Raw genomic sequence first — 21989 nt, forward strand, 5'->3', positions numbered from 1 at the left:
GGTCAGTTCGCCGGGCTGACCGAGCTCATGTTGAAGTCCGGCACCCGCATCGGTGGCATCCGGGTGAGCGTGAACCAGTCCGCCCACTCGCGGGCCATGGTGCGGGTGGCCGCGCCGATCTGCGCCGTGCGGCCCAGCAGGTCCACGGGCGACTCGTTGAACCGGAAGTTGTTCACCGCCCCGGTGACCTCGCCGTTCTCGACCAGGTAGACGCCGTCGCGGGTGAGGCCGGTCAGCAGCAGGACCTCCGGATCGACGTCGCGGATGTACCACAGGCTGGTCAGCAGCAGGCCGCGGCGGGTCGAGGCGATCATCTCGTCGAGCGACGCGGAGCCCCCCGCGTCCAGGGTCAGGTTCTCGATCATCGGGGTGACGGCGCTCTGCGTGGCGCGGGCCGAGGCGCGGGTCTGCACGAGAGCGGCGAGCGCGCCGTCCCGGATCCAGTCGGTGGCGCCGAGGGTCAGCCCGTTGTCGAACACGCTCGACATCGACGACGACGACCCGGCGGTGACGAACGGGGTCGTCGCCAGCTCCGGGTCCACGGGGTCGCTGAACAGCCGCAGCCCCGCCGGCCCGATCGCCTCGCCGATCCGGGTCCCGCCGCCCGGCCGGCTGAACACCGTGCGGCCCTCGGCGGCGTCCCGCCCGGCGGCCGACCAGTACAGGTAGATCATCAGGTCGGCGACCGCGGATGGCGGCAGCAGCGTCTCGTAGCGGCCCGCGGGCAGCTCCACCGAGCGCTCGCACCAGGCCAGCCGCGAGCGCAGCGCCGCGTCCGTCGCGGCCACGTCCACGTCGCTGAAGTCGTGGGTGGACTGCCCGTGCCACACCGAGCCGCCGGGCACGCCACTCTTGGCGTTCCACTCGACGCTGCCCGTCGGCTGGCTGTGGCGCAGCCGCAGGCCGGTGGACGTGCCCAGCCAGGTGGTCGTCACGTCGTGCTGGGCGAAGCCGAACAGCCGCCGGCCCTGCGCCCGCGCGGCCCCGAACGCCTCGGCGAGGTCGCGAGCGAAGGCGGCGAACACCCCCGTGCCGGTGCGGGCCGCCGGGTCGGTGAAGGCGTCACTGCCCGCAACCAGCCCGCCGCTCCCGGCCAGCCCGGCGGTGGCGGGCCCGAGCAGGTCGGCGTAGTCCTCGGCGTCCTGCGCCTCGCGGGCGGCGTCCTCGGCGGCGCGGACGAGCTCGGCGAGGGCGTCGGCATCGGTGGGATGCGGCAGGTCTCCAGGCCGTGCGCCCCGTCCGGCCGGGGCCTCGATGGTGGAGGCGGTGCGCACCCCGAACGAGCGGCCGACGACGCTGACGACGGTGATCGACCGGTCCCGGCTCGCCCCGTTCGTGGTCAGGGTGTTGGTGGCCCAGCGCAGGTTCACCGAGCTGGACTCGGTGGCGATCACCACGCAGCCGTCCGCGCGGGACAGCGCGAGGGCGCGCTCGACGATCTCGTGGGCCGCCGCGGGCACCGTGCCCGCCCGGTCGGCCCGGGTGGTGTCCGCTCCGGTCACCTGGCTCATCGGCCGGCCTCCCGCCGCGTGTTGAGGACGTTGACGCCGCGGAACAGCGCGGCCGGGCTGCCGTGGCTGACCGCCGCGACCTGGCCGGGCTGCCCCTTGCCGCAGTTGAACGCGCCGCCGAGCAGGTACGTCTGTGGGCCGCCCACGGCCTCCAGCGAACCCCAGAAGTCCGTCGTCGTCGCCTGGTAGGCGACGTCGCGGAGCTGGCCGACGATGCGCCCGGAACAGATCTCGTAGAACCGCTGCCCGGTGAACTGGAAGTTGTACCGCTGCATGTCGATCGACCAGCTCTTGTCGCCGACGATGTAGATCCCGCGGTCGACCCGGCCGATCAGCTCCTCGGTCGAGGGGCCGCCGGGCGCCGGCAGCAGGGACACGTTCGCCATCCGCTGGATCGGCACGTGGCCGGGGGAGTCGGCGAAGGCGCAGCCGTTGGAGCGCTCCACCCCGAGCACGCTCGCGTTGCGCGCCGCCATCGCCCGGTCGAGCTGGTAGCCGACGAGGGCGCCGTCGCGCACGATGTCGAACCGGCGGGTCTGCACGCCCTCGTCGTCGTAGCCGATGGTGGCCAGCCCGTGCAGGGCCGTGCGGTCCCCGGTGATCGTCATCGCCGGTGAGCCATAACGCAGGGTGCCGAGCTGGTCCAGGGTGGCGAACGACGTGCCGGCGTAGGCCGCCTCGTAGCCCAGCGCCCGGTCGAGCTCGGTGGCGTGGCCGACGGACTCGTGGATCGTCAGCCACAGGTTCGACGGGTCGATCACCAGGTCGTACGGGCCGGGTTCGACCGAGGACGCCTTGGCCTTCTCCGCCAGCAGCCCGGGGATGAGGGCGATCTCGCCGTCCCAGTCCCAGCAGCCCGCCGCGGGCCCCGCGACCATCCACTCCCAGCCGCGGCCGACGGGCGGGGCGATGGTGCGCATGGTCTCGAAGCCGCCGCCCGGGTCGACGCGCGTCGCCTCGATCTGGCAGAGCACCCGCACCCGCTGCTGCGTCGTCGAGGTGCCGGCCAGATCCGCGTAGTACTTGTTCTCCATCACGGCGCCGAACCGGCCCTCGACGTGGTCGACGTCGTTCGCCGCGAACAGGGCGCGGCACAGCCCCCCGACCCGCTCGATGCGCTCCCGCGCGTCGATGGCGAAGGGGTCGGCGGCATACGCCGACACCCAGACCGCGTCGGAGTGCGTCGGTTCCGGGGCGAGCTCGACGGGCTCGGAGTTCAGCGGAGCCGCCACCTGCGCCATCTCGACGGCCTCGCGGGCCAGCCGGACCGCCTCGTCCGGGGTGAGGTCGACGCCGGCCGCGAAACCCCAGGTCCCGCCGTGCACGACCCGCACGGCGAGGCCCAGCATGGCGCCCTCGTGCCGGCTCTCCAGGGCGGCGTCGCGGAAGGACAGCGAGGAGTCCCGCAGCCGTTCGATGCGGATGTCGGCGTGAGTCGCGCCGAGATCGCGTGCGGTCTGCAGGGCCGCGTCCGCGAGCGTGGAACGCGGCAGCGCGAGGAACTCCGCGTCGATCTCGTGCGCCGGCAGGCCGGATGCGGCCGGGTCCTGATGGACGGGTGTCGCCATGTCCCTATCCTGGCCCGCGCGGGCGACCGATGAGGCGCCGACCCGGGTGGGTGGTGTCCTGGCGGCGCCCACCGTCGACACCGCGTGGCCGAGGGCGGCCCGGCGATCTCGCCTTGGTTACCGCAGGTGATCGGCGGAGTCCGGATCGTCCGGACGGGGGCGGCCGGATCCGGCCGGCCCGGCTGGCCCGGGCGGTGTCAACGGTGTCGGCGGCGTCGGCGGCGTCGGCGGCGTCGGTGTCGGCGGACCGCCCGTGGGCTCTGCCGGCTCGCGGCTCCACGCGTCGATCAGTTCCCACCGCCGTTCGGCCTCCCGAACGGCGGCGGCCAGGGTCTCGGGGCGATCGGCCTGGCTCATGCCGACGAGCAGGTCCGAGGCGGCGGTGAAGGCGTCGACGAACCAGGTCGTCGCGGGGGCGCGCAGGTCGAGTCGGGCGGGTCGGTCCGGCCTGGGGACGGCGGCGGCGAGGAAGACACGCAGCAGGCAGGACATCCGGTCAGCGAGGGGCTCGAATGCGGCCGGGTCGAAGCGATGGACGCCGGCACCGGACCGCGCGGGCGGCGGAACCGGCCGAGTGCGCGGCGTCCCGGCCGCCCCCGGGGCGCGAGCCCGGCCGCGACGACCGTGCCGGGCGTGGGCGAGCACCCTTACGACCACCATCAGGATCGCGACCATCGTCCAGCCCAGCAACAGCGGCCAGGATCGCGGGGCGGCGAGGAGAGCCGCACAGGGCCGGCTGGGGATGCACATGCGGCCTTCCCTCCTGTCGGAGGCCACCGGGGGAGGACCCGGGGCCGCGGGACCATCGGCCGGCGGGGCGCTCCAGTCCGAATCATCCGGCACGGTGATCCGAATCTCAAGGGAATTTTTGAATATTCATGATCGAGCCAGAATCGTTGCGGCTCGCGCGCGTCCGGGCAGGGGACCCTGTATCCGGGTCCGCCGGAGGGCGCCGGGGCGAGGGGCGTGGGCCCCTCCCTGCGGTGGTTCGAAGGGGCGTACCCGCGGCTGCAGGACCGTCGTGGGGCAACCCCGGGGTCCGACCTCGTCACCTGGCGTCGGTGGGCGGGACTCGATCCGGTCCGGGTCCGGAGCCGACTTCCCCGGCGGAGTCTCAAAATATTCGCGGTGCTACCCACTGTAGTCGACGGGTGAGGGCTGTCGCCGTCCTCACCCTCACGTTCCGTTCTTGCTTCCCGCGAACGGGTAGCCCGAAGGAGCTGCTAGTTCACGCGTTTCGGTAGTATTTGCGGTGGTCCAGCGCAGCGTTGTGTCGCCACGTTCTGCGACTCTCTGTAGTGATGGAATTGCTTGAGGTGGCGGCAGCGCCTGCTGGAAGATGAGATTTGCCGAGTGGCGGTGACGTTCGGTTAAGGACTTCGGCGTCAGCTCGTCACACTTGAGTGACGGAATGCCGCAAGCGGTCAGAATATTCGCGTCGCCGCCGTAGATCTGATCGTTATTACTGCGCTATGTCCTGACTCGGGGGTGATCCCTAGGATGAAGCGCAGTGGTGCAGAGAGGTAGGAGCGATGCGGCTCGTCCCGGTGGCCAGTGCGTCGTGTGCCAGCGCGAACTGTCCCACGGTGTATGTGAACGATGAGGATCAGGACATCTTCGTCCAGGGATACGCGGTGGCGGACCAGCGGATCCCGACGGGCGAGGTGCCCCCCGGCGAGGCGTTGGTGCGCATCCCCCGCAGCGTGTTCCTGGCGGCCGCGCGCGGGCTGCCGGTGCAGGCGTAGCCGTCGGGGCGCATGCGGTGGCCGGCGGGGACGGACCGACCTCGGAGGTGGGCATGGAGGGCGAGGATGCGCCCCCGGCGGCGACCGCGTCCGACGGCACGCCGCCGGCCCGCCTCGGGGTCGAGCTCGCGCAGCTACGCCACTCCCGCGCGATGACCGGCCAGGCGCTCGCCTCGTCCGTCGGCATCAGCCAGAGCACGATTTCCAAGATCGAGAATGGCCTGCTCCGGCCCAGCCCCGCCGACGTCGAGCGGATCGCCCGGACCCTGCAGGCCCCGCCGGACCTCGTCCGCCATCTCGTGGACCTCGCGGAGCGCCTGCAGTCGACCGCCGCCCGCCGCGCCCCGCGCCGGCGCGGCACCGCCGCGGGAGGGGAGACCCGGCGGCAGGGCGTCAGCCTCGACCAGGAGGAGATCCTCGACGCCGAGCGGGAGGCAACCCTCATCCGTGAGTTCGAGCCGATCCTGCTGCCCGGGCTGATTCAGATCAGCGAATACGCCCGCCGGGTTGTGAACGGCTATCACCGCATCACCATCGGCGGCGACGAGGGCGCGTGGTACCAGCGGACCGCGGAGAAGGTCAGCCTGCGGATCAGACGGCAGAATCTGCTCTACGACGTGACCCGGCGGTTCGAGTTCATCCTGATGGAGTCGGTCCTCGGTAACCGTTTCGCGCCGCCGGAGTACATGATCGCACAGATCAAGCGGATTGCCGCGGTGGCGGAGCTGGACAACGTCACGGTACGGATCGTGCCGAGCTCGGCCGAGCTGGAGTATCCGCACGTGCAGGGATTCACGATTCTGGATGACAGCCTGGTCGTGGTCGAGACGCTGGAAGCCACCGGATTCAGCCATCCGGACCAGGTACGGATCTACACGAAGATCTTCGAGGAGTATGCGGCGCTGACCGCGCCCGACCTCGACGAGATTCTCGCGGGGTACACGCGCAGCTACGCCGAACTCCTCGCGCCCCGCCGCCCCGCCGCCGACACCGCGGGCACCGCGATCGACCCCTCCGCCGCGAGCGCCTCCGCCGCGAGCACCGCCGCCGCGCCGGCCGAGCCCACCCTGGGCGGGGAACTCAACCCACCGCCGGAAACAGCCGCTCCAGGATGATCGCGACCCCGTCCTCGTCGTTCGAGGCGGTGATCTCGTCGGCGGCGGCGAGGACGTCCGGATGGGCGTTGGCGACGGCGACCGAGTACCCGGCCCAGGCGAACATCGGCAGGTCGTTCGGCATGTCACCGAAGGCGATGACGTCGCGGGCGGTCATCCCGCGCTCGGCGGCGAGCTCCGCCAGCGCCACGGCCTTGGACACCCCCGGCCCGGCGATCTCCACCAGGTCCACGCTCGACGTCGTGACGACGGCGTCCGTTCCGGCGAGCTCGACGATCACGTCGTACACCTCGGTGAACGGCTGACCACCCCGCCGAACCAGCAGCTTCGTCGCCGGCAGGGCCAGCAGCAGCTCGGGGAACGCCGCGACCAGCTCCTCGGGGTCCGGCCACATCGTCTCGAAGGCCGGTTCCCGGCCGAACCGGACGCCGCTCTCCACGGCGAACACGGCGTCCGGCACCGCGGCGCGGATGGCGCGGGCCAACCGCAGCGCCGTGGCCTGCTCGAGAAACCGGTGGCTGACCGGAACGCCGGAATCCAGGTCGAACACGAGCGCTCCGTTCGCGCAGATGGCGAGGCCGGAGGCCGACGTCTGCGCCACGACGCCCGCCATCACCCGGCTCGGCCGCCCGGTGACGAACACGACGGTCGCGCCGGACCGCTCCACCCGCCGCAGGGCCGCGCGGGTGCGTGCCGAGACGGTGCCGTCGCTGCGGATCAACGTCCCGTCCAGATCCGTGGCGATGAGGGCAGGCGGGAACACAGTGACCCAGTCAACCAGCAACGCGCCGCGCAGTCGGCGCAATCCGCCAGCATCGTGCCTGGCCGGGGGGCGGCGCCGACGTGCTCCGCCCACATGCGACCGTGGTCGTCGGTGTCCGCGAGCGGTGGCGAGGTTCGGCGGGGCGGCCGACGGCCCGGTGACAGGTAGCATGCCGAACATGGTTCCTGCCGATCGGCCCGGGTCGCCGCCGTCCGGGCGTCTCTCCCGACCCGGTGCGGACGGCGATCCGCACCGTCCCGTCGGGGCCGCCGGCGATCCCGACGCGGCGATCGGCAGCATGCCCACCGCCGTCGGCGCGAATACAGCCAGCGGAAAGACATTCGACGAACTCTTCGCCGAGGTCGCCGACAAATGGCAGCGTCGGGCGCCCGGCTCCGGTACGGTCGCCGCACTCGACAAGGGCGTTCATCATCTCGGTAAGAAACTCGTCGAGGAGGCCGCCGAGGCATGGATGGCGGCCGAGTACGAAGGTCGCGAGAGGGCGGCCGAGGAGATCTCCCAGTTGCTGTACTGGAGTCAGCTCCTCATGATTTCCCTGGGTCTTTCCCTGGACGACGTATACTCCCACCTGTGATCACGCCCCTGTCCTTTCCCGTAGACGCTGAGTAGTGACGATGCTTCGTATTGCGGTTCCTAACAAGGGGTCGCTGTCCGCGGCCTCCAGCCAGTTGCTCGCCGACGCAGGCTACAACGCCCGGCGCGAGGCCGCGGAGCTGGTGATCACCGATGTCGAGAACGACATCGAGTTCTTCTTTCTGCGCCCGCGCGACATCGCCGTGTACGTCGGTTCGGGCCGCCTCGATCTCGGCATCACCGGTCGCGACCTGCTCCTCGACAGCAACGCCGCCGCGGCGGAGCTGCTTCCGCTCGGCTACGCGCACGCCACCTTTCGCTACGCCGCCCCGGAGGGCGCGCTCGCGGACGTGGCGGAGCTGCAGGGCCGGCGGATCGCCACGTCGTTCCCGGCGTTGGTGCGGGCGGATCTGGCCGGCCGCGGTGTCACCCCGGCGAGCATCGTGACCCTCGACGGCGCGGTGGAGACGGCGGTGCGGCTCGGGGTCGCGGACGCGGTAGCCGACGTGGTCGAGACCGGCCGCACGCTGCGGGCCGCCGGGCTGGAGCTGCTCGGCGAGCCGGTCCTGCGGTCCGAAGCGATCATCATCGCCAAGCGGGGGGCGGAGCTGTCCACGGCGCACGAGCGGCTGCTGCGCCGCGTGCAGGGCGTCCTCGTCGCTCGGCGGTACGTGATGATGGACTACGACGTGCCGAGCGCGGTGCTGGAGAAGGCGTGTGACATCACGCCCGGCTACGAATCGCCGACGATCTCTCCGCTGCAGCGCGAGGACTGGGTCGCCGTGCGGGCGATGGTGCCCCGCGCGGAGGTCAACCGGACGATGGACGACCTGTGGGATCTGGGCGCCCGCGGGATCCTGGTCTCCGGCATCCAGGCCTGCCGGCTGTAACGCTCACCGACGCCGCGCCGCGGCTCGTCCGCTCCCGGGCCCGCCCGGCCCCGGCGGCCGGGCCGCCGGGGGAGGTCACTCGGTGGCCCGGGCCTGAATTCGGGTGACCGGCCGGGGTGACCGCTGGATCAGCGCCGGCTGCCGAGGATCAGCGACATGCCCTCGCTGCGGGTCGCCGTGCTGAGGAACTGGCCGCGCACCGCCGAGGTCACCGTCGTGGCCCCCGGCTTGCGCACCCCTCGCATCGACATGCACAGGTGCTCCGCCTCGACGACGACCATCACGCCGCGCGGTTCCAGGACGTCGACGAGGGCGTCGGCGACCTGGGACGTCAGCCGCTCCTGCACCTGCGGCCGGCGGGCGTAGAGGTCCACCAGGCGCGCCAGCTTGGACAGGCCGGTGATCTGACCTCGGTTGTTCGGGATGTACGCGACGTGCGCCCGGCCGGAGAACACCACCAGGTGGTGCTCGCACAGCGACGAGAAATCGATGTCGCGCACCAGGACCATCTCGTCGTGGCCCTCGTCGAAGACGGTGGTCAGCACCTCGGACGGTTCCCGCCCCAGGCCCTCCACCGCTTCCCGGTAGGCCCGGGCGACCCGGTCCGGCGTCTTGCGCAGGCCCTCCCGGTCCGGGTCCTCACCGATCCCGATGAGCAGCTCGCGCACGGCGCGCGCCACCCGGTCATGGTCGAACGGACGCACCTGCTGCGGTCTGCGCCGATCCCGGACCGGCGAGGTCGGGGGAGCTGCCGTGGCGGTGGTCGCGCTGGTGCCGAGGGCGCTGGGGTCGGGAACGCCGAAGCCATCCGATCCGGTGGCGTTCACCTCTGGCGACACGCCGGAGCTCACCCGCTCAGCCGTGAACACCTCGGGGGAATCGGACGTCAACGGCGTCTCCTGTCGTCGTCGTTCGGCCAGCTCGGCGGAGCCCACGGGTTGGCGATGCGCGGCCCCTCGGGCGGACCCTCGCCGCCGGTCGGAGCCGGTGAACCCGGCCCCTGCGGATAACCCGGCCCCTGTGGGTAGCCCTGACCCTGCGGATAGCCCTGTCCCTGGGGGTAACCGTGCCCACCCGGGCCGCCATTCCCGTTTCCGCTGGGACCGACCGGGTTACCGTGTCCGGCCTGATCCGCCCCGGGTGCACTCGGGGCACCGTTGCCGCGACCGGTTGCTCCGTTGCCGTGACCGGGGTCCTTCACCAGGTCGGCGACGCCGGTGGGGACCAGCCCCAGCTCGGCCGGGGTCTGCACCGGCGGGCGGTCGGAGGGGATGCGCCGACCGACGCCGGTGTAGATGCCGCGCACCGGTCGCTTCTGCACGGTCGCGAAGATCTCGCCGACGTCGTCCTTGCTCAGCGTCTCGGTGTCCATGAGGCGCAGCACGAGGTTGTCGAGCACGTCGCGGTAGGTGACCAGGATCTCCCACGCCTCGTCGTGCGCGGCCTCGATGAGCCGGCGGACCTCGACGTCGATCTCGCTGGCGACCTCCTCGGAGTAGTCGCGCTGGTGCCCGACCTCCTTGCCGAGGAAGACCTCGCTGTTCTCGGTGCCGAACTTGATCGCGCCGAGCTTGTCGCTCATCCCGTACTGGGTGATCATCGCCCGGGAGATCTGCGTCGCCTTCTCGATGTCGTCGCTGGCGCCCGTGGTGGGGTCGTGGAACACCAGTTCCTCGGCGGTGCGGCCGCCGAGGAGCACGGCGAGCCGGTCCAGCATCTCCGAGCGGGTCGACAGGTACTTGTCCTCGAGCGGGAGCTGCATCGTGTAGCCGAGCGCGCGGCCCCGGGGCAGAATGGTGATCTTGTGCACCGGGTCCGAGTTCGGGAGCGCGTGCGCCACGAGGGCATGCCCGCCCTCGTGGTAGGCGATGCGCTTCTTCTCCTTGTCGCTCATCGCCCGGGTCTTGCGCTCCGGGCCGGCCATCACCCGGTCGATCGACTCCTCCAGCAGCGCCGAGGAGATGAACTTCAGGTTGGACCGGGCCGCCAGCAGCGCGGCCTCGTTCAGCACGTTGGCCAGGTCCGCGCCGGTGAAGCCGGGGGTGCGCCGGGCGATGACCATCATGTCGGCATCCGGGCCGATCGGCTTGCCCTTGGCGTGCACCCGCAGGATGGCCTCGCGGCCGAGCAGGTCCGGCCGGTCGACGACGATCTGGCGGTCGAAGCGGCCGGGCCGCAGCAGGGCCGGGTCGAGGATGTCGGGCCGGTTCGTCGCGGCGATGAGGATGACGCCGCCCTTGACGTCGAACCCGTCCATCTCGACGAGGAGCTGGTTGAGGGTCTGCTCGCGCTCGTCGTGCCCGCCGCCGAGCCCGGCCCCGCGGTGGCGGCCGACGGCGTCGATCTCGTCGACGAAGATGATCGCCGGCGCGTTCGCCTTGGCCTGCTCGAACAGGTCCCGGACCCGGCTGGCGCCGACACCGACGAACATCTCGACGAAGTCGGAGCCCGAGATCGAGTAGAACGGCACGCCGGCCTCGCCGGCGACGGCCCGGGCCAGCAGGGTCTTACCGGTGCCCGGCGGGCCGTAGAGCAGGACGCCCTTGGGGATCTTCGCGCCGATCGCCTGGAACTTGCTCGGGTTCTCCAGGAACTCCTTGATCTCCTGGAGCTCCTCGATCGCCTCGTCCGCGCCGGCCACGTCGGAGAACGTCGTCTTCGGCGTGTCCTTGCTCACCAGCTTGGCCTTGGACTTGCCGAAGTTCATGACCCGGTTGCCGCCGCCCTGCATCTGGTTCATGAAGAAGAACAGCAGCAGGACCACGAGCAGCACGGGCAGCAGGTTCAGCAGGAGGGAGACCAGGATGTTTCCGCGATCCACGGAGACGTCGTAGGCGACGCGCTTGTTCCGCAGCTCGTTGGCCAGAACGACACCCTGTTCGGTGACATAGGACGACTCGAACTTCCGGCCGTCCTTCGTCTGGATCTGGATGAGCTGCTTGGAGTCCTCGATCTTGGCCTTCGTCACCTGGCCTTCGTCGATCTGCTGCTGGACGAAGTTCAGGTCTCGCTTGCCGTACTCACTGGGACCCGAGAGGACACCCGTCGTGAGAATGATCACGAACAGGACCAGGAGCAGCAGTGGCACCCAGCCGCGGAAGATTCTTCTTGGAGTCATCTGTCTGGAGCGCCGGACACGAGCGCTCCACCCTCCTGACGTGTGTACTGCCCTCGATCGGGATTCCCTTGTGCCGAGGGTACCGCCGGTGCGCGCATCTCACCGCGCGTACATCCGACCAACGGACCGGCGGGCCGCACTGTTCCGGACCGGACGATCCGGTGCCGCACGGGGGTGCACCCCGCGGAGCCGAGGCCGCGCGGCCGCGCCGGCTGGCTCAGGCCGGGGCCCCGCGCTCGATCGCCGCGGGCGTCAGGGTGCCGACGAAGGGGAGCGTGCGGTAGTACTCGGAGTAATCAAGGCCGTACCCGACGACGAAGGCGCTGGGGATGTCAAACCCGACGTACCGGACGTCGACGTCGACCGTGATCGCTTCCGGTTTGCGGAACAGGGCCAGTACCTCCAGCGAGGCGGGCCCGCGCGAGCGCAGGTTCTTCAGCAGCCACGACAGGGTCAACCCGGAGTCGATGATGTCCTCGACGACGAGCACGTCGCGGCCCTCGATCGAGCGGTCCAGGTCCTTGAGAATGCGCACCACCCCGGAGGAGGAGGTCGACGACCCGTAGGACGACACCGCCATGAACTCCATGGTCAGCGGCACGGCGAGGGCCCGGGAGAGATCCGCCATCACCATCACGGCGCCCTTGAGCACGCCCACCAGGAGGATCTCCCGGCCGGCATAGTCGGCGTCGACCCGGGCCGCGAGCTCCGCGATCTTCGCGGCGATCTCGTCGGCGGTGACCAGAACCTCGTCGATGTCGGGATGCGTGGCGGCCGCCGGCGGGCCCTCGTGGGGGCTGCCGGCATCGGGCGTCGTCGTCGCGGCCTGGCTCACCTGATCGTCCTCCTCGAAGTACGCCGCTGCGGCGAGATCCGGCCCGCGGCCGGCGGGTCCGGCGGGTGGCCACGGCGGAGCCACCGGTCCGGTGAGTGTGATCCGGTCCGCCCAGCGCCGGGCGAGGACACCGCCCGGCAGTGGCACGGGCTTCTGGCCGCGCCACCGCGTCACCAGTTCCTCCACCGCCCAGACATGCTCGGCGCGCAACGCCGACGCCGAGGCGCCGACGTCGAGGGCGGCCCGGCGCAACACCCGCCCGCGGATCGCGGCGGGAAAGGCGGCGAGCGTCGCCACCGCGAAGCCGACCTCGCCGCCGACCGAACCCGGGCCCGCAGCGGGGATCGGACCGGTCCTCGGGCCCGCGGGCGGGCCGGCGTGGGCGGTGACGGCCGTGGCGTAGGCGCCGGCGGCGGTCGCGTCCAGCGCGTCGGCGTCGGCCCGCAGCAACTCGGCGCCGCGGGCCAGCGACTCCGCGATGCCCGGCCCGAGCTCGGCCTCCAGCAGCGGCAGGACCCGGTGGCGCACCCGCGCCCGGGCGAACGCCGGGTCCTGGTTGGTCGGATCGTCCCAGACCGACAGCCGTTCGGCGAGGCAGGCGGCCCGCGTCTGCGCGCGGCGCAGGCCCAACAGGGGGCGGCGCAACAGGCCGTCGCGCGGGCGCATCCCGCCGAGCGAGCGGGCCCCCGAGCCCCGCGCGAGCCGTAGCAGCACCGTCTCGGCCTGGTCGTCCAGGGTGTGACCGACCAGTACGGCCCGGGCGCCCAATCGGGCCGCCGCGGCCAGCAGCGCGCCGCGGCGGGCATCGCGCGCGGCGCCCTCCGAGCGCGGCGCGTGCGCGGTGAGCACCTCCACGGGGCGCAGCCCGAGGGCCTCCCCGAGCTCGGCGACGCCGTGCGCGCGCTCGGCCGAGGCGGGATCCCAGCCGTGATCGACCACCAGCAGACCGGCCCGCAGGGCCCGGCGGGGGGCGACGAAAGCGAGCGCCGCGGCGAGCGACATCGAGTCCGGGCCGCCGGAGCAGGCAACCAGCACCAGCTCGCCCGGGTCGAGATCGGCGACCGCGTTGCGGACCGCGAACCGGACCGCGGCCACGGCGGGATCCGGCGCCCGACCGGGCCGCGTCGTCCGCGCCGTCTGGTCGAGTGGGCCGCCCGCCGCGCCCACCGGCCCGGCCGCCTCTCCGTTGTGGTCACCGCCGGTGGCGGATCGGGTCACCGCGTGGGCCGGTGGCCGGCTGCGCCGGTGAGCGCCCCGCGGACCACGGCCGTCACGCCGAGATCGACGGGCGACTGCCCAGGACGCGTTGCATCCATGCGGTGGGATCGGCCAGCTCCGCGCGGGTCGGCAGCGTCGTCGGCGACTCCCAGACGGTGTTGAAGCCCCCGACCCCGGCCTCGGCGACGACGGCCCGCACGAAGGCGCCGCCCTGGCGGTACTGCTGGAGCTTGAGGTCCAGCCCGAGCAGGCGGCGGATGAACCGGTCGAGCGGCGAGCCGCCGTCGCGGCGGCCCTCGAACTTCGACCGGATGTCGGCGACGGTGGGAACCACCCTGGGTCCCACGGCGTCCATCACCTGGTCCGCGTGGCCCTCCAGCAACGTCATGATCGCCTGGAGGCGGTCGAGCACCGCTCGCTGAGCCGGGGTCTGCAGCGCCTCGACGACGCTCGGACTGTCGGCGCCGCGGTCGAACACCGCCCCGCGCACCGCGGCCACCGCCGAGCGGACCCGGTCCGCGAGGACGTCCGGATCGAGATCGGTGGCCTCGATGAACGCGGTGATCTCGGCCTCGAGGTGGGAGCGCAGCCACGGCACGGCGGTGAACTGGGTCCGATGGGTCTGCTCGTGCAGGCAGACCCACATCCGGAAGTCACGCGGCACGACGCCCATCGTGGCCTCGGCGTGGGCGATGTTCGGTGCGACCAGGCTCAGCCGGCCGACCGCGTCCGGCGTGGCCGACCCGTCGGGGCCGGCGAGGTACTCCTCGGGCGGCAGGAACACCTCGTACTGGCCCAGCACCTTGCCGGCGAGGTAGGCCAGCGCCGTGCCGAGCTGGATGCCGGTGACCCGCCGGCCGACGGCCGTGGAGAAGGTGCCGCGCTGCTGGTCGGACAGCTTGCTGAGCAGGGGGGTGGTGAGCACCCGCAGGCCGGCGACGTTGGAACGGACCCATTCGGGCCGGTCGACCACGTTGATGGGGGTGATGGCACCGGCAGGGGCGAGGCGGGTGTAGTCCTCCACGTGCCCCTCGGCCTCCACCGCCAGGCGGCGGAGCTCGGCGACGACCTCGCCGGCCTGCTCCCGGGTGATCTGTGGGCCGGGGCGGACCAGCCTTCTCGCCGTCGTCACGGCGAGTTCCCAGTCGACCAGCTCGGCGTCCACGAATCCGAGCGTACCGGGCCGGCCCGCGCTCTGCTCCCGCGTCGCCCTCACCGACACCCTCACCGACACCCTCACCGACGCCCTCACCGCGGCGCGGCGCCGGCCGGGACCATGACGGGTCGTCTCCGGGATCGCCGCCGGCTCAGTGGGCCGGTCCGGTCGGCGCCGCGCGTGCGACCGGTGCCGGCGCGGGGCAGCCGCAGCCGGCGAGCGCCGCGGCGACCCGGTCGAGCGCGGCCTTGGTGCCGCCCCCCTCCTCCGCCGGGGACAGGAAGGCGAACAGCAGCAGCCGCCCGTCGGCGTCGACGAGCTGGCCGGCGAGGCTGCTGACGTTGCGCAGTGTGCCGGTCTTGGCCCGGACGTCACCCGCGCCCGGCGCCGTGTCCGCGGTGGCGTACCGGTCGTTCAGGGTGCCGGAGAAACCGGCCACCGGTAGCCCGGTCAACACGGTCCGCAGGGCGGGTCGGGTGGGCAGGACCGCCGCTCGCAGCAGCGCCACGAGGGTGGCGGGCGCGATCAGATCGGTGGTGGACAGGCCGCTGACATCGTTGAGGGCCATCCCCGCGGTGGGGATACCTAGTTCGGTGATCGTGTCGGTCACGGCCCTCGCGGCCCCGGCGAACGAGGCCGGCAGGCCACGCCGCCGGGCGACCAGCCGGCCCAGGCTCTCCGCCAGGTCGTTGTCCGACTCGGTGAGCATGCGTTCGACGAGTACCCGCACCGGCGGGCTATCCACCGCGGCGACGCGGGTCGCCCCCGCCTCGGCGATCCCGGTGCCGACCGCGCCGACCGGGATCCCGGCGGCCGCCAGCGCCCCGGCGAACGCCGCCGTCGCCGCCACCGCGGGGGCGGGGTTGCGCGGGCCCTCGGCACCCGGGGCGGAGCGACCCGCGTCGAGTTCCAGCGCGGAGACCGGCGTGACGTCGCCGTCGGTCACGTAGTTGTCACGCCATCCCGGCGCCCGGTCTGGGCCGACGAACAACGACCCGTCGCCGACCACCCGGGCCACCGAGGTGATGCCGGCCGCCCGGACCTGGGCGACGAGATCGGCGAGCCGGGCGAAGGCAGGGTAGCCGCCGGTCTCGGACGACGCGGTCAGCGTCGGGTCGCCACCCCCCACGAGCCACAGCGTGCCGCCGGGCGCATGGCCGGCGGCGCCCGGCGGGGGGCTGTAGAACACCGACGTGCGCAGCCGGGTGTCCGGGAACGTGACGAGCGCCGCCGTGGCGACCGCCGTCTTGAGCGTCGACGCCGGCACGGCCGGTGTGCGGGCGCGGTTGTCCAGCAGTACGCGACCGGTCAGCGCGTCGACGACGAAGGCGGCGGGCCCGGCGAGGACGGGGTCGCCGAGTGGTCCGGCAAGGCGGGCGGCGATCGAGGCGGGCTGAGGCGTGGGCGCGGCCGGGTCCAGACCCGCGAGGACCGCGGCCCCCGCCCGGGCCGTCCCGGCGACCGGCGGTACGGGTCGGTCGGCGGCGGGACCGGCGGACAGAGCGCCGGCGAGAAGGGCGCCGGCGAGGGCGGTGAGCGCCCCTGTCCGAGCGACCGGCGCGGCTGATGTCACTCCCGGACACTACGCAAGGCGGGTGGGCCACGCCGACGGCGCCGCCCGCCCCGGCGGGCACGGGCCCCCGGCAGGTGCCGGCACGCGGGGGTGTGGGCGGGGGTGTGGGTTGTCGAGGGACGGATGCGCGGCGGTCCGGGCGCGGACGCCCTCGGTGGCACGTGGCGTGCCGCTGTGTCACCGTATGCCACGAGCCGTGCGCCGACCCGTGCCGGTCCCGATGACCAGCGGGTGGGCCCGGCCGTCGGGCCGCCGTCCAGCGAGCTTTCCGCTCGCCCGGCGGGTCGCGGCGGCCGGTGGGGGAACATCTGCCTGCAAGGCGGGCTCCCGCTCGCCGATCGCGTTTCCTGATCTTCCGTACCGCGGCTGTGTCAGCTTGGCGCCGCGGCGCGGGGTGGGCGGGCCTGGATGTGGACGTGGCCCGGCGGCGCTGTCCGCGGGTCCGTGGCGGTGGCGACGGCGCCCGGGCAGTGGCGTTGCCGACCGGGTGACTCGGGCAGGAGGTGGCTTCCGGGACACTGGGAGGGCGGCGGTCGTCGTCCGCGACACCTCGCCGCGTCCGTCGGGTGTCCCGGCGCGTGGCCGCGGCGCGCGGCACCCGGCCGCGGTGCCCCGGCAGCCGCCGGAGCATGCGAGCCCCGGCATCCGCCGGAGACCGACGAGCAGTTCACACGTGGTGGCCGACCGGCGCGGACCGGGCCGGCCTGAGCATGAAGGAGACAGGGAGCGGAGTGGACCTTGAGTTCGATGTGACCATCGAGATCCCCAAGGGTCAGCGCAACAAGTACGAGATGGATCACCACACCGGGCGCATCCGGCTGGACCGGATGCTGTTCACCTCCACCCACTACCCGTCGGACTACGGGTTCATCGAGGGCACCCTCGGGCGGGACGGGGATCCGCTGGATGCGCTGGTCCTGCTGGAGGAGCCGACGTTCCCGGGCTGCCTGGTGCGGTGCCGGACGATCGGCATGTTCGAGATGACCGACGAGAAGGGCCCGGACGACAAGGTCCTGTGCGTCCCGGTCGCCGATGTCCGTCAGGAGCACCTGCGGGATCTGCGGCATCTGCCGGAGTTCGACCGGCTGGAGATCCAGCACTTCTTCGAGGTCTACAAGGACCTGGAGCCCGGCAAGTCGGTCGAGGGCGCCTCCTGGGTGGACCGCAAGGAGGCGGAGCGGGAGATTCTCGCCTCCATCAAGCGGCTGCGCGAGTCGGAGGGCGCCGGAGTGGACGGGCACGACCAGGAGGCCGAGCCCAGGTCTGCGTGATCGCCGACCGGCGCGACGGCGACGCCTCTTCATGCGCGGGCCCGCGGGCCTCGCGGGTGAAGGGGCGCCCCTCGCGCCGGCGCTCCGGCGGACCTGGCCGGCGGCGGTGGATCAGCCGTCCAGCCAGGTCACTCGGAGCACCGTGATCGTGATTCAGCGATCTTCGATGGTATAGACGATGAGCCCCCAGCCATCACTGAAGGTAGCTGTTCACTGGTTGTCTCGTTTGCGGAACGTGCTGTGGCTGCGCGGATCCTCCACAAGGCGCCGCAGTGCGATGTCGAGCGCCGTGCCCGCTTCGGCGGGCAGACCGTCCCGCTGATCGCGGGCGTAGTCGACCCAGCGGACCCCGTGGACGGTCATCAGGCCAGATGCGGCGCTTGGGGATGGCCGGGCGGATACCAGACCTCGCCAATCACGGTCGGGTCACCGGCGGCGATGCGGCGACGGTCGGCGTCGATGCCGGCCTGGATCTCCGGGTTGGCGCAGAGCACGGCCTGGGGCCACCAGCGGTCGATGACGCGGTGCAGCGGGGCCAGGTCGAGGGTGTCGTCGGTTTCGACGGCGGCCGCGTGGAAGTCGGCTTCGAACTCGGCACGCTGCTCGGGGTCGAGCGCGGCCCGGATCGCCGGCCCGGTGCGCTCCACCCGGTTACGCACGCCGTACGAGGGGATCGTGACGTCCGCGGTCATGAGGCCGATTGTCCTACCCGCGGATGCCGCCCACGCCGCCTCGAGCGTGCCGGCTGTCGCACCGCGCGGCTTCGCGCCGCGCCGGTCGGGGCCCGTTCGGAGGGGAGTGAGCCGGAGGCGGGGATTGAACCCGCGACCTATCGCTTACGAGGCGATTGCTCTGCCACTGAGCTACTCCGGCGATCGGCCAGGATCGCACTGGCCCGGGTCGAGTATGCCAGATGCCCGCGCGGGGCCGACCGGTGGTACTCGGCCGGCTGCGCGCCGCACCGTGGCGCGGGCGCCGGCAACCCGGCTCGGACTCCCGCCCGGGGCGGGCCCCCGGCCCGGAGTCGAGCCGATCTGGCGAGGCCGGGGCGCCTGAAATCGGAACGATCCGGCGATCCCACCCCATCAGGCAGTCATAGGAACCCAAGAAGGAAGCCACCGATGTGACAATCGGTTTGCGCTTAATCCAGATCTTGTCACAATTTTCGGCTCCTGGCTCGTCGAACGACGCAAACCGCTACCCCGGTTGCAGTTGTTCCGATGAGGATGCGTAGGGTTTCGCTTCATGACCGGGGCCGGGGACGCTGCACCTGCAGCGGCGACACGAGGAGCCTCGCTCCTCGTCGCTGAGGACGATGAGGCATCTCGCGTGGCACTTGCACGCAGCCTCGAACGATTCGGCTATCGCGTGCTGGAGGCGGCGGACGGCGAAGCTGCCCTCCGGCTGTTCCAGACGACCGAGATCGATCTGGTCGTCCTGGACGTCGCGATGCCGCGGATGGACGGCTTCGCAGTGCTGAGCCGCCTGCGCCAGACGAGCGAGGTGCCGGTGATCATGCTCACCGGGCGGGCCGAGGAGGTCGACCGGGTGGTCGGCCTGGAGCTGGGCGCCGACGACTACGTCGTGAAGCCCTACTCGCTGCGGGAGCTGGTCGCGCGGGTGCGGGCCCGGCTACGCCGCCGGCCCGCCGAGCCGCCGCCCCAGCGCAGCGGGGACGGCAACGATCCGCTCGTGTACGGCGACGTGTCCATCGACCTGCGCGCCCGCGAGGTCGCCGTGGCCGGCGAGCGGATCGACCTGACCGCGCGCGAGTACGAGCTGCTGGCCTTCCTCGCGCGCCACCCTCGACGGGTGTTCAGCCGCGAGGAGCTGCTCGAGCAGGTCTGGGGCACCCGCTTCCAGGACCCTGCCACGGTCACCGAGCACGTCCGGCGGGTGCGCACCAAGGTGGAGGGCCGCCCGCCGCAGCGGCGGCTGGTGACCACCCTGCGCGGGATGGGCTACCGCTTCGACCCGTGAGCCGCGGGGAGCACCGGCGCGGGGCCGGGCGGGCCGATCGAGCCACGGAAGACGCCGATCGCGCCACGGAACACCGAGCCACGGAACACCGAGCCAGGAAGACCACTCAGGGCCGGTGCCGGTGCCGGGAGCGCCGGCGGGCAGGTCCCGATTCGCGGCCTGTCTCGCCGTCGTGCTCCGGCCCCCCGTGCTGCGGCCCCCCGTGGTCGGTGCCCCGGTGTGCCCCGCTCTCGTGGTCGGCGCCGGTCTGCTCAACGCCGGTCTGCTCAACGCCGGCCTGATCGGTGCCGGCCTGGTCGGTGCCGGCGGGCGTGGGGTCGGGATCCGGACGGGGCTCGGCCCTGGGCGGGGCGTAGGCAGCCTCGTGTGCCTGCCGGGACGGGCACACGTCGGCCCGTTCGCAGGAAGTCTGCCCGCCGCCGTCGAGCACCACCACAGCCTGCTGGCGGGGCACGTCGTGCCGCACGACCCGGCCCTCTCCCTGGGGAGTGCAGGCCCGTTCCCCGACGGCGGGCACGGCCCCGGCGAACTCCTCGTACAGCGGGTGCTCGTAGCGTAGGCAGCACATCAGCCGGCCGCAGGCGCCACTGATCCGCATCGGGTTGAGGGCCAGGTTCTGGTCGCGGGCCATGCGCAGGCTCACCGGCTCGAAGTCGGTGAGGAACGTCGCGCAGCACAGGTCGCGCCCGCACGAGCCGATCCCGCCCTGCACCCGGGCGCTGTCCCGGGCGGACAACTGCCGCAGCCGCACCCGTGCGGCCAGCGTCCGGTTCAGGTCGCGGACCAGCTCCCGGAAGTCGATCCGGCCCTCCGCGCTGAAGTAGATCGTGTATCCGCCGGTGTCCGGCACGTGGTCGACACCGACGATCTTCATCGGCAGGTCGTGCTCCCGTGCCAGCCGCCGGGCGGCGACCCGCGCCCGGGCGCGCCGGCGCCGGGACAGCTCGGCCCGCTGCACGTCCGCCGCCTGCGCCATCCCCGCCAGCACGGGCAGGCCACCGATGTCGTCGGAGATCCACTGCGGTGCCCACATGCAGGTGGCGACCTCGGGACCATCGTCGGTGGGCACGAGGACCTGGTCGCCGACCCGAGGTGTGTGGACCCCCGGATCGGCGTAGTAGAGCTTGCCGCGGGGGGAGAACGCCACCGCGCACATCATCGGCATCCGGCCCGTCACCTTCCCTGACCCGCGGGCCGGCTGGCCGGCCGTAACGATGGCCCGCGCGGGAGGCGGGCCCGATGCGCGGCAGCGCCGGGTCGGGCGGGGTGTGCCGGAGTCGCCCGCCGGCGTGATCTGCGTCGCAGGTCACAGTATGCCGCCAGGTGCGCCTTGGCTGCCCGTTTCGGCCATACCGGCCCCACCGCGGGCGGCATTGCGCCGAGCGGTGCGGCCGGTGTCAGCCGTCGCGCAGGGCGAGGGTCAGGGACTCCACCGCGAGCAGCGGGACGAGGCCCGGGTTGTCGGCGAGGGCCGCCCGGGTCGCGAGCACGGCCTCCAGCCGTCGCAGTGTCTGCTCCGGGGTCGAGGCCGCCGCGAGGCCCGCAGCCTCGGCCGCATGGTCGGCATGGATCGGGTCGACCGGCGCGCCGAGCTGCTCCGCGAGCACGTCGCGGTACAGGCCGGCGAGGTCGACCAGGGCCCGGTCGAGGGAGTCGAGGATGGTGCGCCGCCCGCGGCTCTTCTGGGTCCGCTCCAGCTCCTTGAGCGCCCCGGCCGCGCCCCGCACGACCATCGACCTCGCCTTTGCGCCCGCCTTCGGCGCCCGAGCGGATTTCGACTTCCCGCCGGTGGCGGTCGCACCGACGCCGAGTGCTGTCTTCAGCGCCTCCGTCTCGACCTCGTCCCGCTCGGCGTTCGCGGCCTCGGCATCGGCGTTCGCCGCGCCCACGAGGTCCGCGGCGGCGGCCAGGCAGTCCCCGACGCGCCCCAGGCGGCCCGGGATGCGCAGCACCGCCGCCCGGTGGTCCCTGGCGGCCTCGTCGGTGGCGAGGCGGCGGGCCAGCGCAAGGTGCCCCTGCGAGGCCCGGGCGGCCGTCTGCGCCACCCGCTCGTCGATCCCCTCCCGCAGCAGCATGTCGCGAACGTCCGCGGCGGAGGGCAGGCGTAGCGCGACCGTCCGACAGCGGGAGCGGATGGTGGGAAGCACGTCCTCGATCGACGGCGCGCACAGGAGGAACACAGCGCGTTCCGCCGGCTCCTCCAACGCCTTGAGCAGCGCGTTCGCCGCGGCCTCGGTGAGCCGGTCGGCATCGGTGAGCAGCAGGATCCGCCAGCGGCCGGCGGTGGGGGCGCTGGCGGCGTCCCGGACCAGGGCGCGGACGTCCTTCACGCCGAGCGAGAGCCCCTCCGGCGTGACGGTGCGCAGGTCGGTGGCGGTATCGGTGAGCATCGTGTGGCAGCCAGCGCACTCTCCGCAGCCGGGCGGCTCCCGCTCGCAGTTCAGAGCGGCGGCGAACGCGCGCGCCGCCTCCTGCCGCCCCGCGCCGGACGGGCCGGTGAACAACCACGAGTGGGTCATCCCCGAGCGCACCCCGGCCGGGCCGCCACCCCTGCCCGCGGCCGCGCGGATGCCGGGGGAGGCAGCCACCGCGGCCGCGCGCAGCGTCGCGACGACCGCCTCCTGGCCGACCAGCGTCTCCCAAACCGTCACG

19 protein-coding genes and 1 tRNA gene are annotated in these 21989 nt (G+C 73.0%); 6 read left to right on the top strand and 14 right to left on the bottom strand.

From position 1 onward, the window contains the following. Window positions 1–2 precede the first annotated feature (2 nt). The 3 genes from AC5R91_RS21185 to AC5R91_RS21195 all read right to left on the bottom strand — a co-directional run bounded on the left by AC5R91_RS21185 (window position 3) and on the right by AC5R91_RS21195 (window position 3829). Window positions 3–1511: a metallopeptidase TldD-related protein gene (locus tag AC5R91_RS21185; RefSeq protein ID WP_495393071.1), complete on the bottom strand. Its 1509-nt coding sequence runs from the start codon at window positions 1509–1511 to the stop codon at window positions 3–5. Further along, window positions 1508–3079 carry a TldD/PmbA family protein gene (locus tag AC5R91_RS21190; protein ID WP_495393072.1) on the bottom strand — a complete coding sequence of 524 codons (1572 nt, stop codon included), beginning with the start codon at window positions 3077–3079 and terminating at the stop codon, window positions 1508–1510. Before AC5R91_RS21190 ends, AC5R91_RS21185 begins: the two co-directional genes overlap by 4 nt. A 117-nt stretch (window positions 3080–3196) precedes the next feature. Next, on the bottom strand, window positions 3197–3829 hold the full coding sequence (locus AC5R91_RS21195; RefSeq protein ID WP_495393073.1) for a hypothetical protein: 633 nt from the start codon (window positions 3827–3829) through the stop codon (window positions 3197–3199). Window positions 3830–4671: 842 nt separating this feature from the next. On the opposite strand from AC5R91_RS21195, the gene AC5R91_RS21200 reads away from it, so the two are divergent. Next, window positions 4672–4824 carry a hypothetical protein gene (locus AC5R91_RS21200; protein WP_495393074.1) on the top strand — a complete coding sequence of 51 codons (153 nt, stop codon included), beginning with the start codon at window positions 4672–4674 and terminating at the stop codon, window positions 4822–4824. A gap of 53 nt (window positions 4825–4877) precedes the next feature. Beyond that, window positions 4878–5939, top strand: a complete 1062-nt coding sequence (locus AC5R91_RS21205) for a helix-turn-helix domain-containing protein (protein ID WP_495393075.1) — start codon at window positions 4878–4880, stop codon at window positions 5937–5939. Here AC5R91_RS21205 and AC5R91_RS21210 read toward each other — a convergent pair. Next, on the bottom strand, window positions 5905–6702 hold the full coding sequence (locus tag AC5R91_RS21210) for an HAD family hydrolase (RefSeq protein ID WP_495393076.1): 798 nt from the start codon (window positions 6700–6702) through the stop codon (window positions 5905–5907). The genes AC5R91_RS21205 and AC5R91_RS21210 overlap by 35 nt on opposite strands. A 178-nt stretch (window positions 6703–6880) precedes the next feature. On the opposite strand from AC5R91_RS21210, the gene AC5R91_RS21215 reads away from it, so the two are divergent. Together AC5R91_RS21215 and hisG are read left to right on the top strand one after the other, a co-directional pair. After that, on the top strand, window positions 6881–7297 hold the full coding sequence (locus AC5R91_RS21215; protein ID WP_495393077.1) for a phosphoribosyl-ATP diphosphatase: 417 nt from the start codon (window positions 6881–6883) through the stop codon (window positions 7295–7297). 40 nt (window positions 7298–7337) lie between these two features. Then, entirely contained in the window at window positions 7338–8186 is an 849-nt protein-coding gene (gene hisG, locus AC5R91_RS21220) for an ATP phosphoribosyltransferase (RefSeq protein ID WP_495393078.1), read from the top strand. A 128-nt stretch (window positions 8187–8314) separates the two neighbouring features. Here hisG and folE read toward each other — a convergent pair whose 3' ends face one another. From folE to dacB, 5 genes are all read right to left on the bottom strand, one after another. Beyond that, complete coding sequence (folE, locus tag AC5R91_RS21225; RefSeq protein ID WP_495393079.1) at window positions 8315–9076, bottom strand: GTP cyclohydrolase I FolE; 762 nt, start codon at window positions 9074–9076, stop codon at window positions 8315–8317. Continuing rightward, window positions 9073–11304: an ATP-dependent zinc metalloprotease FtsH gene (gene ftsH, locus AC5R91_RS21230; RefSeq protein WP_495393080.1), complete on the bottom strand. Its 2232-nt coding sequence runs from the start codon at window positions 11302–11304 to the stop codon at window positions 9073–9075. Before ftsH ends, folE begins: the two co-directional genes overlap by 4 nt. A gap of 217 nt (window positions 11305–11521) precedes the next feature. Continuing rightward, a complete protein-coding gene (gene hpt, locus AC5R91_RS21235; RefSeq protein ID WP_495393081.1) occupies window positions 11522–13357 on the bottom strand; it encodes a hypoxanthine phosphoribosyltransferase in 1836 nt (611 codons plus the stop codon). Between the two features lie 52 nt (window positions 13358–13409). Next, window positions 13410–14522, bottom strand: coding sequence for a zinc-dependent metalloprotease (locus AC5R91_RS21240; protein WP_495398023.1), 1113 nt, complete (start codon window positions 14520–14522; stop codon window positions 13410–13412). 142 nt (window positions 14523–14664) lie between these two features. Then, window positions 14665–16086 (bottom strand): D-alanyl-D-alanine carboxypeptidase/D-alanyl-D-alanine endopeptidase, encoded by a 1422-nt coding sequence (gene dacB / locus AC5R91_RS21245; protein WP_495393082.1) that lies wholly within the window; start codon window positions 16084–16086, stop codon window positions 14665–14667. 731 nt (window positions 16087–16817) lie between these two features. Here dacB and AC5R91_RS21250 point away from each other — a divergent pair. Next, window positions 16818–17357, top strand: coding sequence for an inorganic diphosphatase (locus AC5R91_RS21250; RefSeq protein ID WP_495393083.1), 540 nt, complete (start codon window positions 16818–16820; stop codon window positions 17355–17357). A gap of 210 nt (window positions 17358–17567) precedes the next feature. Here AC5R91_RS21250 and AC5R91_RS21255 read toward each other — a convergent pair whose 3' ends face one another. The 3 genes from AC5R91_RS21255 to AC5R91_RS21265 form a co-directional block, all read right to left on the bottom strand. Continuing rightward, a complete protein-coding gene (locus AC5R91_RS21255) occupies window positions 17568–17720 on the bottom strand; it encodes a hypothetical protein (protein WP_495393084.1) in 153 nt (50 codons plus the stop codon). Continuing rightward, window positions 17720–18049: a DUF6247 family protein gene (locus tag AC5R91_RS21260; protein WP_495393085.1), complete on the bottom strand. Its 330-nt coding sequence runs from the start codon at window positions 18047–18049 to the stop codon at window positions 17720–17722. The genes AC5R91_RS21255 and AC5R91_RS21260 overlap by 1 nt, the downstream gene beginning before the upstream one ends. Before the next feature lie 109 nt (window positions 18050–18158). Continuing rightward, window positions 18159–18230 (bottom strand) — tRNA-Thr (locus AC5R91_RS21265). 372 nt (window positions 18231–18602) lie between these two features. On the opposite strand from AC5R91_RS21265, the gene AC5R91_RS21270 reads away from it, so the two are divergent. Further along, a complete protein-coding gene (locus AC5R91_RS21270) occupies window positions 18603–19337 on the top strand; it encodes a response regulator transcription factor (RefSeq protein WP_044883920.1) in 735 nt (244 codons plus the stop codon). Window positions 19338–19443: 106 nt separating this feature from the next. Here the strand turns inward: AC5R91_RS21270 and AC5R91_RS21275 are convergent, their stop codons facing one another. Both AC5R91_RS21275 and AC5R91_RS21280 read right to left on the bottom strand, forming a co-directional pair. After that, complete coding sequence (locus AC5R91_RS21275) at window positions 19444–20502, bottom strand: PSP1 domain-containing protein (protein ID WP_495393086.1); 1059 nt, start codon at window positions 20500–20502, stop codon at window positions 19444–19446. Window positions 20503–20734: 232 nt separating this feature from the next. After that, window positions 20735–21988: a DNA polymerase III subunit delta' gene (locus AC5R91_RS21280; RefSeq protein WP_495393087.1), complete on the bottom strand. Its 1254-nt coding sequence runs from the start codon at window positions 21986–21988 to the stop codon at window positions 20735–20737. Window position 21989 lies beyond the last annotated feature (1 nt).

The organism is Frankia sp. BMG5.60 (assembly GCF_059428125.1).

Excerpts from the sequence above, each read along its gene's own strand:
- AC5R91_RS21185 (WP_495393071.1), bottom strand. The coding sequence starts at position 1,511 with ATGAGCCAGGTGACCGGAGCGGACACCACCCGGGCCGACCGGGCGGGC.
- AC5R91_RS21190 (WP_495393072.1), bottom strand. The coding sequence starts at position 3,079 with ATGGCGACACCCGTCCATCAGGACCCGGCCGCATCCGGCCTGCCGGCG.
- AC5R91_RS21195 (WP_495393073.1), bottom strand. The coding sequence starts at position 3,829 with ATGTGCATCCCCAGCCGGCCCTGTGCGGCTCTCCTCGCCGCCCCGCGA.
- AC5R91_RS21205 (WP_495393075.1), top strand. The coding sequence starts at position 4,878 with ATGGAGGGCGAGGATGCGCCCCCGGCGGCGACCGCGTCCGACGGCACG.
- AC5R91_RS21215 (WP_495393077.1), top strand. The coding sequence starts at position 6,881 with ATGGTTCCTGCCGATCGGCCCGGGTCGCCGCCGTCCGGGCGTCTCTCC.
- hisG (WP_495393078.1), top strand. The coding sequence starts at position 7,338 with ATGCTTCGTATTGCGGTTCCTAACAAGGGGTCGCTGTCCGCGGCCTCC.
- ftsH (WP_495393080.1), bottom strand. The coding sequence starts at position 11,304 with ATGACTCCAAGAAGAATCTTCCGCGGCTGGGTGCCACTGCTGCTCCTG.
- AC5R91_RS21255 (WP_495393084.1), bottom strand. The coding sequence starts at position 17,720 with ATGACCGTCCACGGGGTCCGCTGGGTCGACTACGCCCGCGATCAGCGG.
- AC5R91_RS21260 (WP_495393085.1), bottom strand. The coding sequence starts at position 18,049 with ATGACCGCGGACGTCACGATCCCCTCGTACGGCGTGCGTAACCGGGTG.
- AC5R91_RS21270 (WP_044883920.1), top strand. The coding sequence starts at position 18,603 with ATGACCGGGGCCGGGGACGCTGCACCTGCAGCGGCGACACGAGGAGCC.
- AC5R91_RS21275 (WP_495393086.1), bottom strand. The coding sequence starts at position 20,502 with ATGCCGATGATGTGCGCGGTGGCGTTCTCCCCCCGCGGCAAGCTCTAC.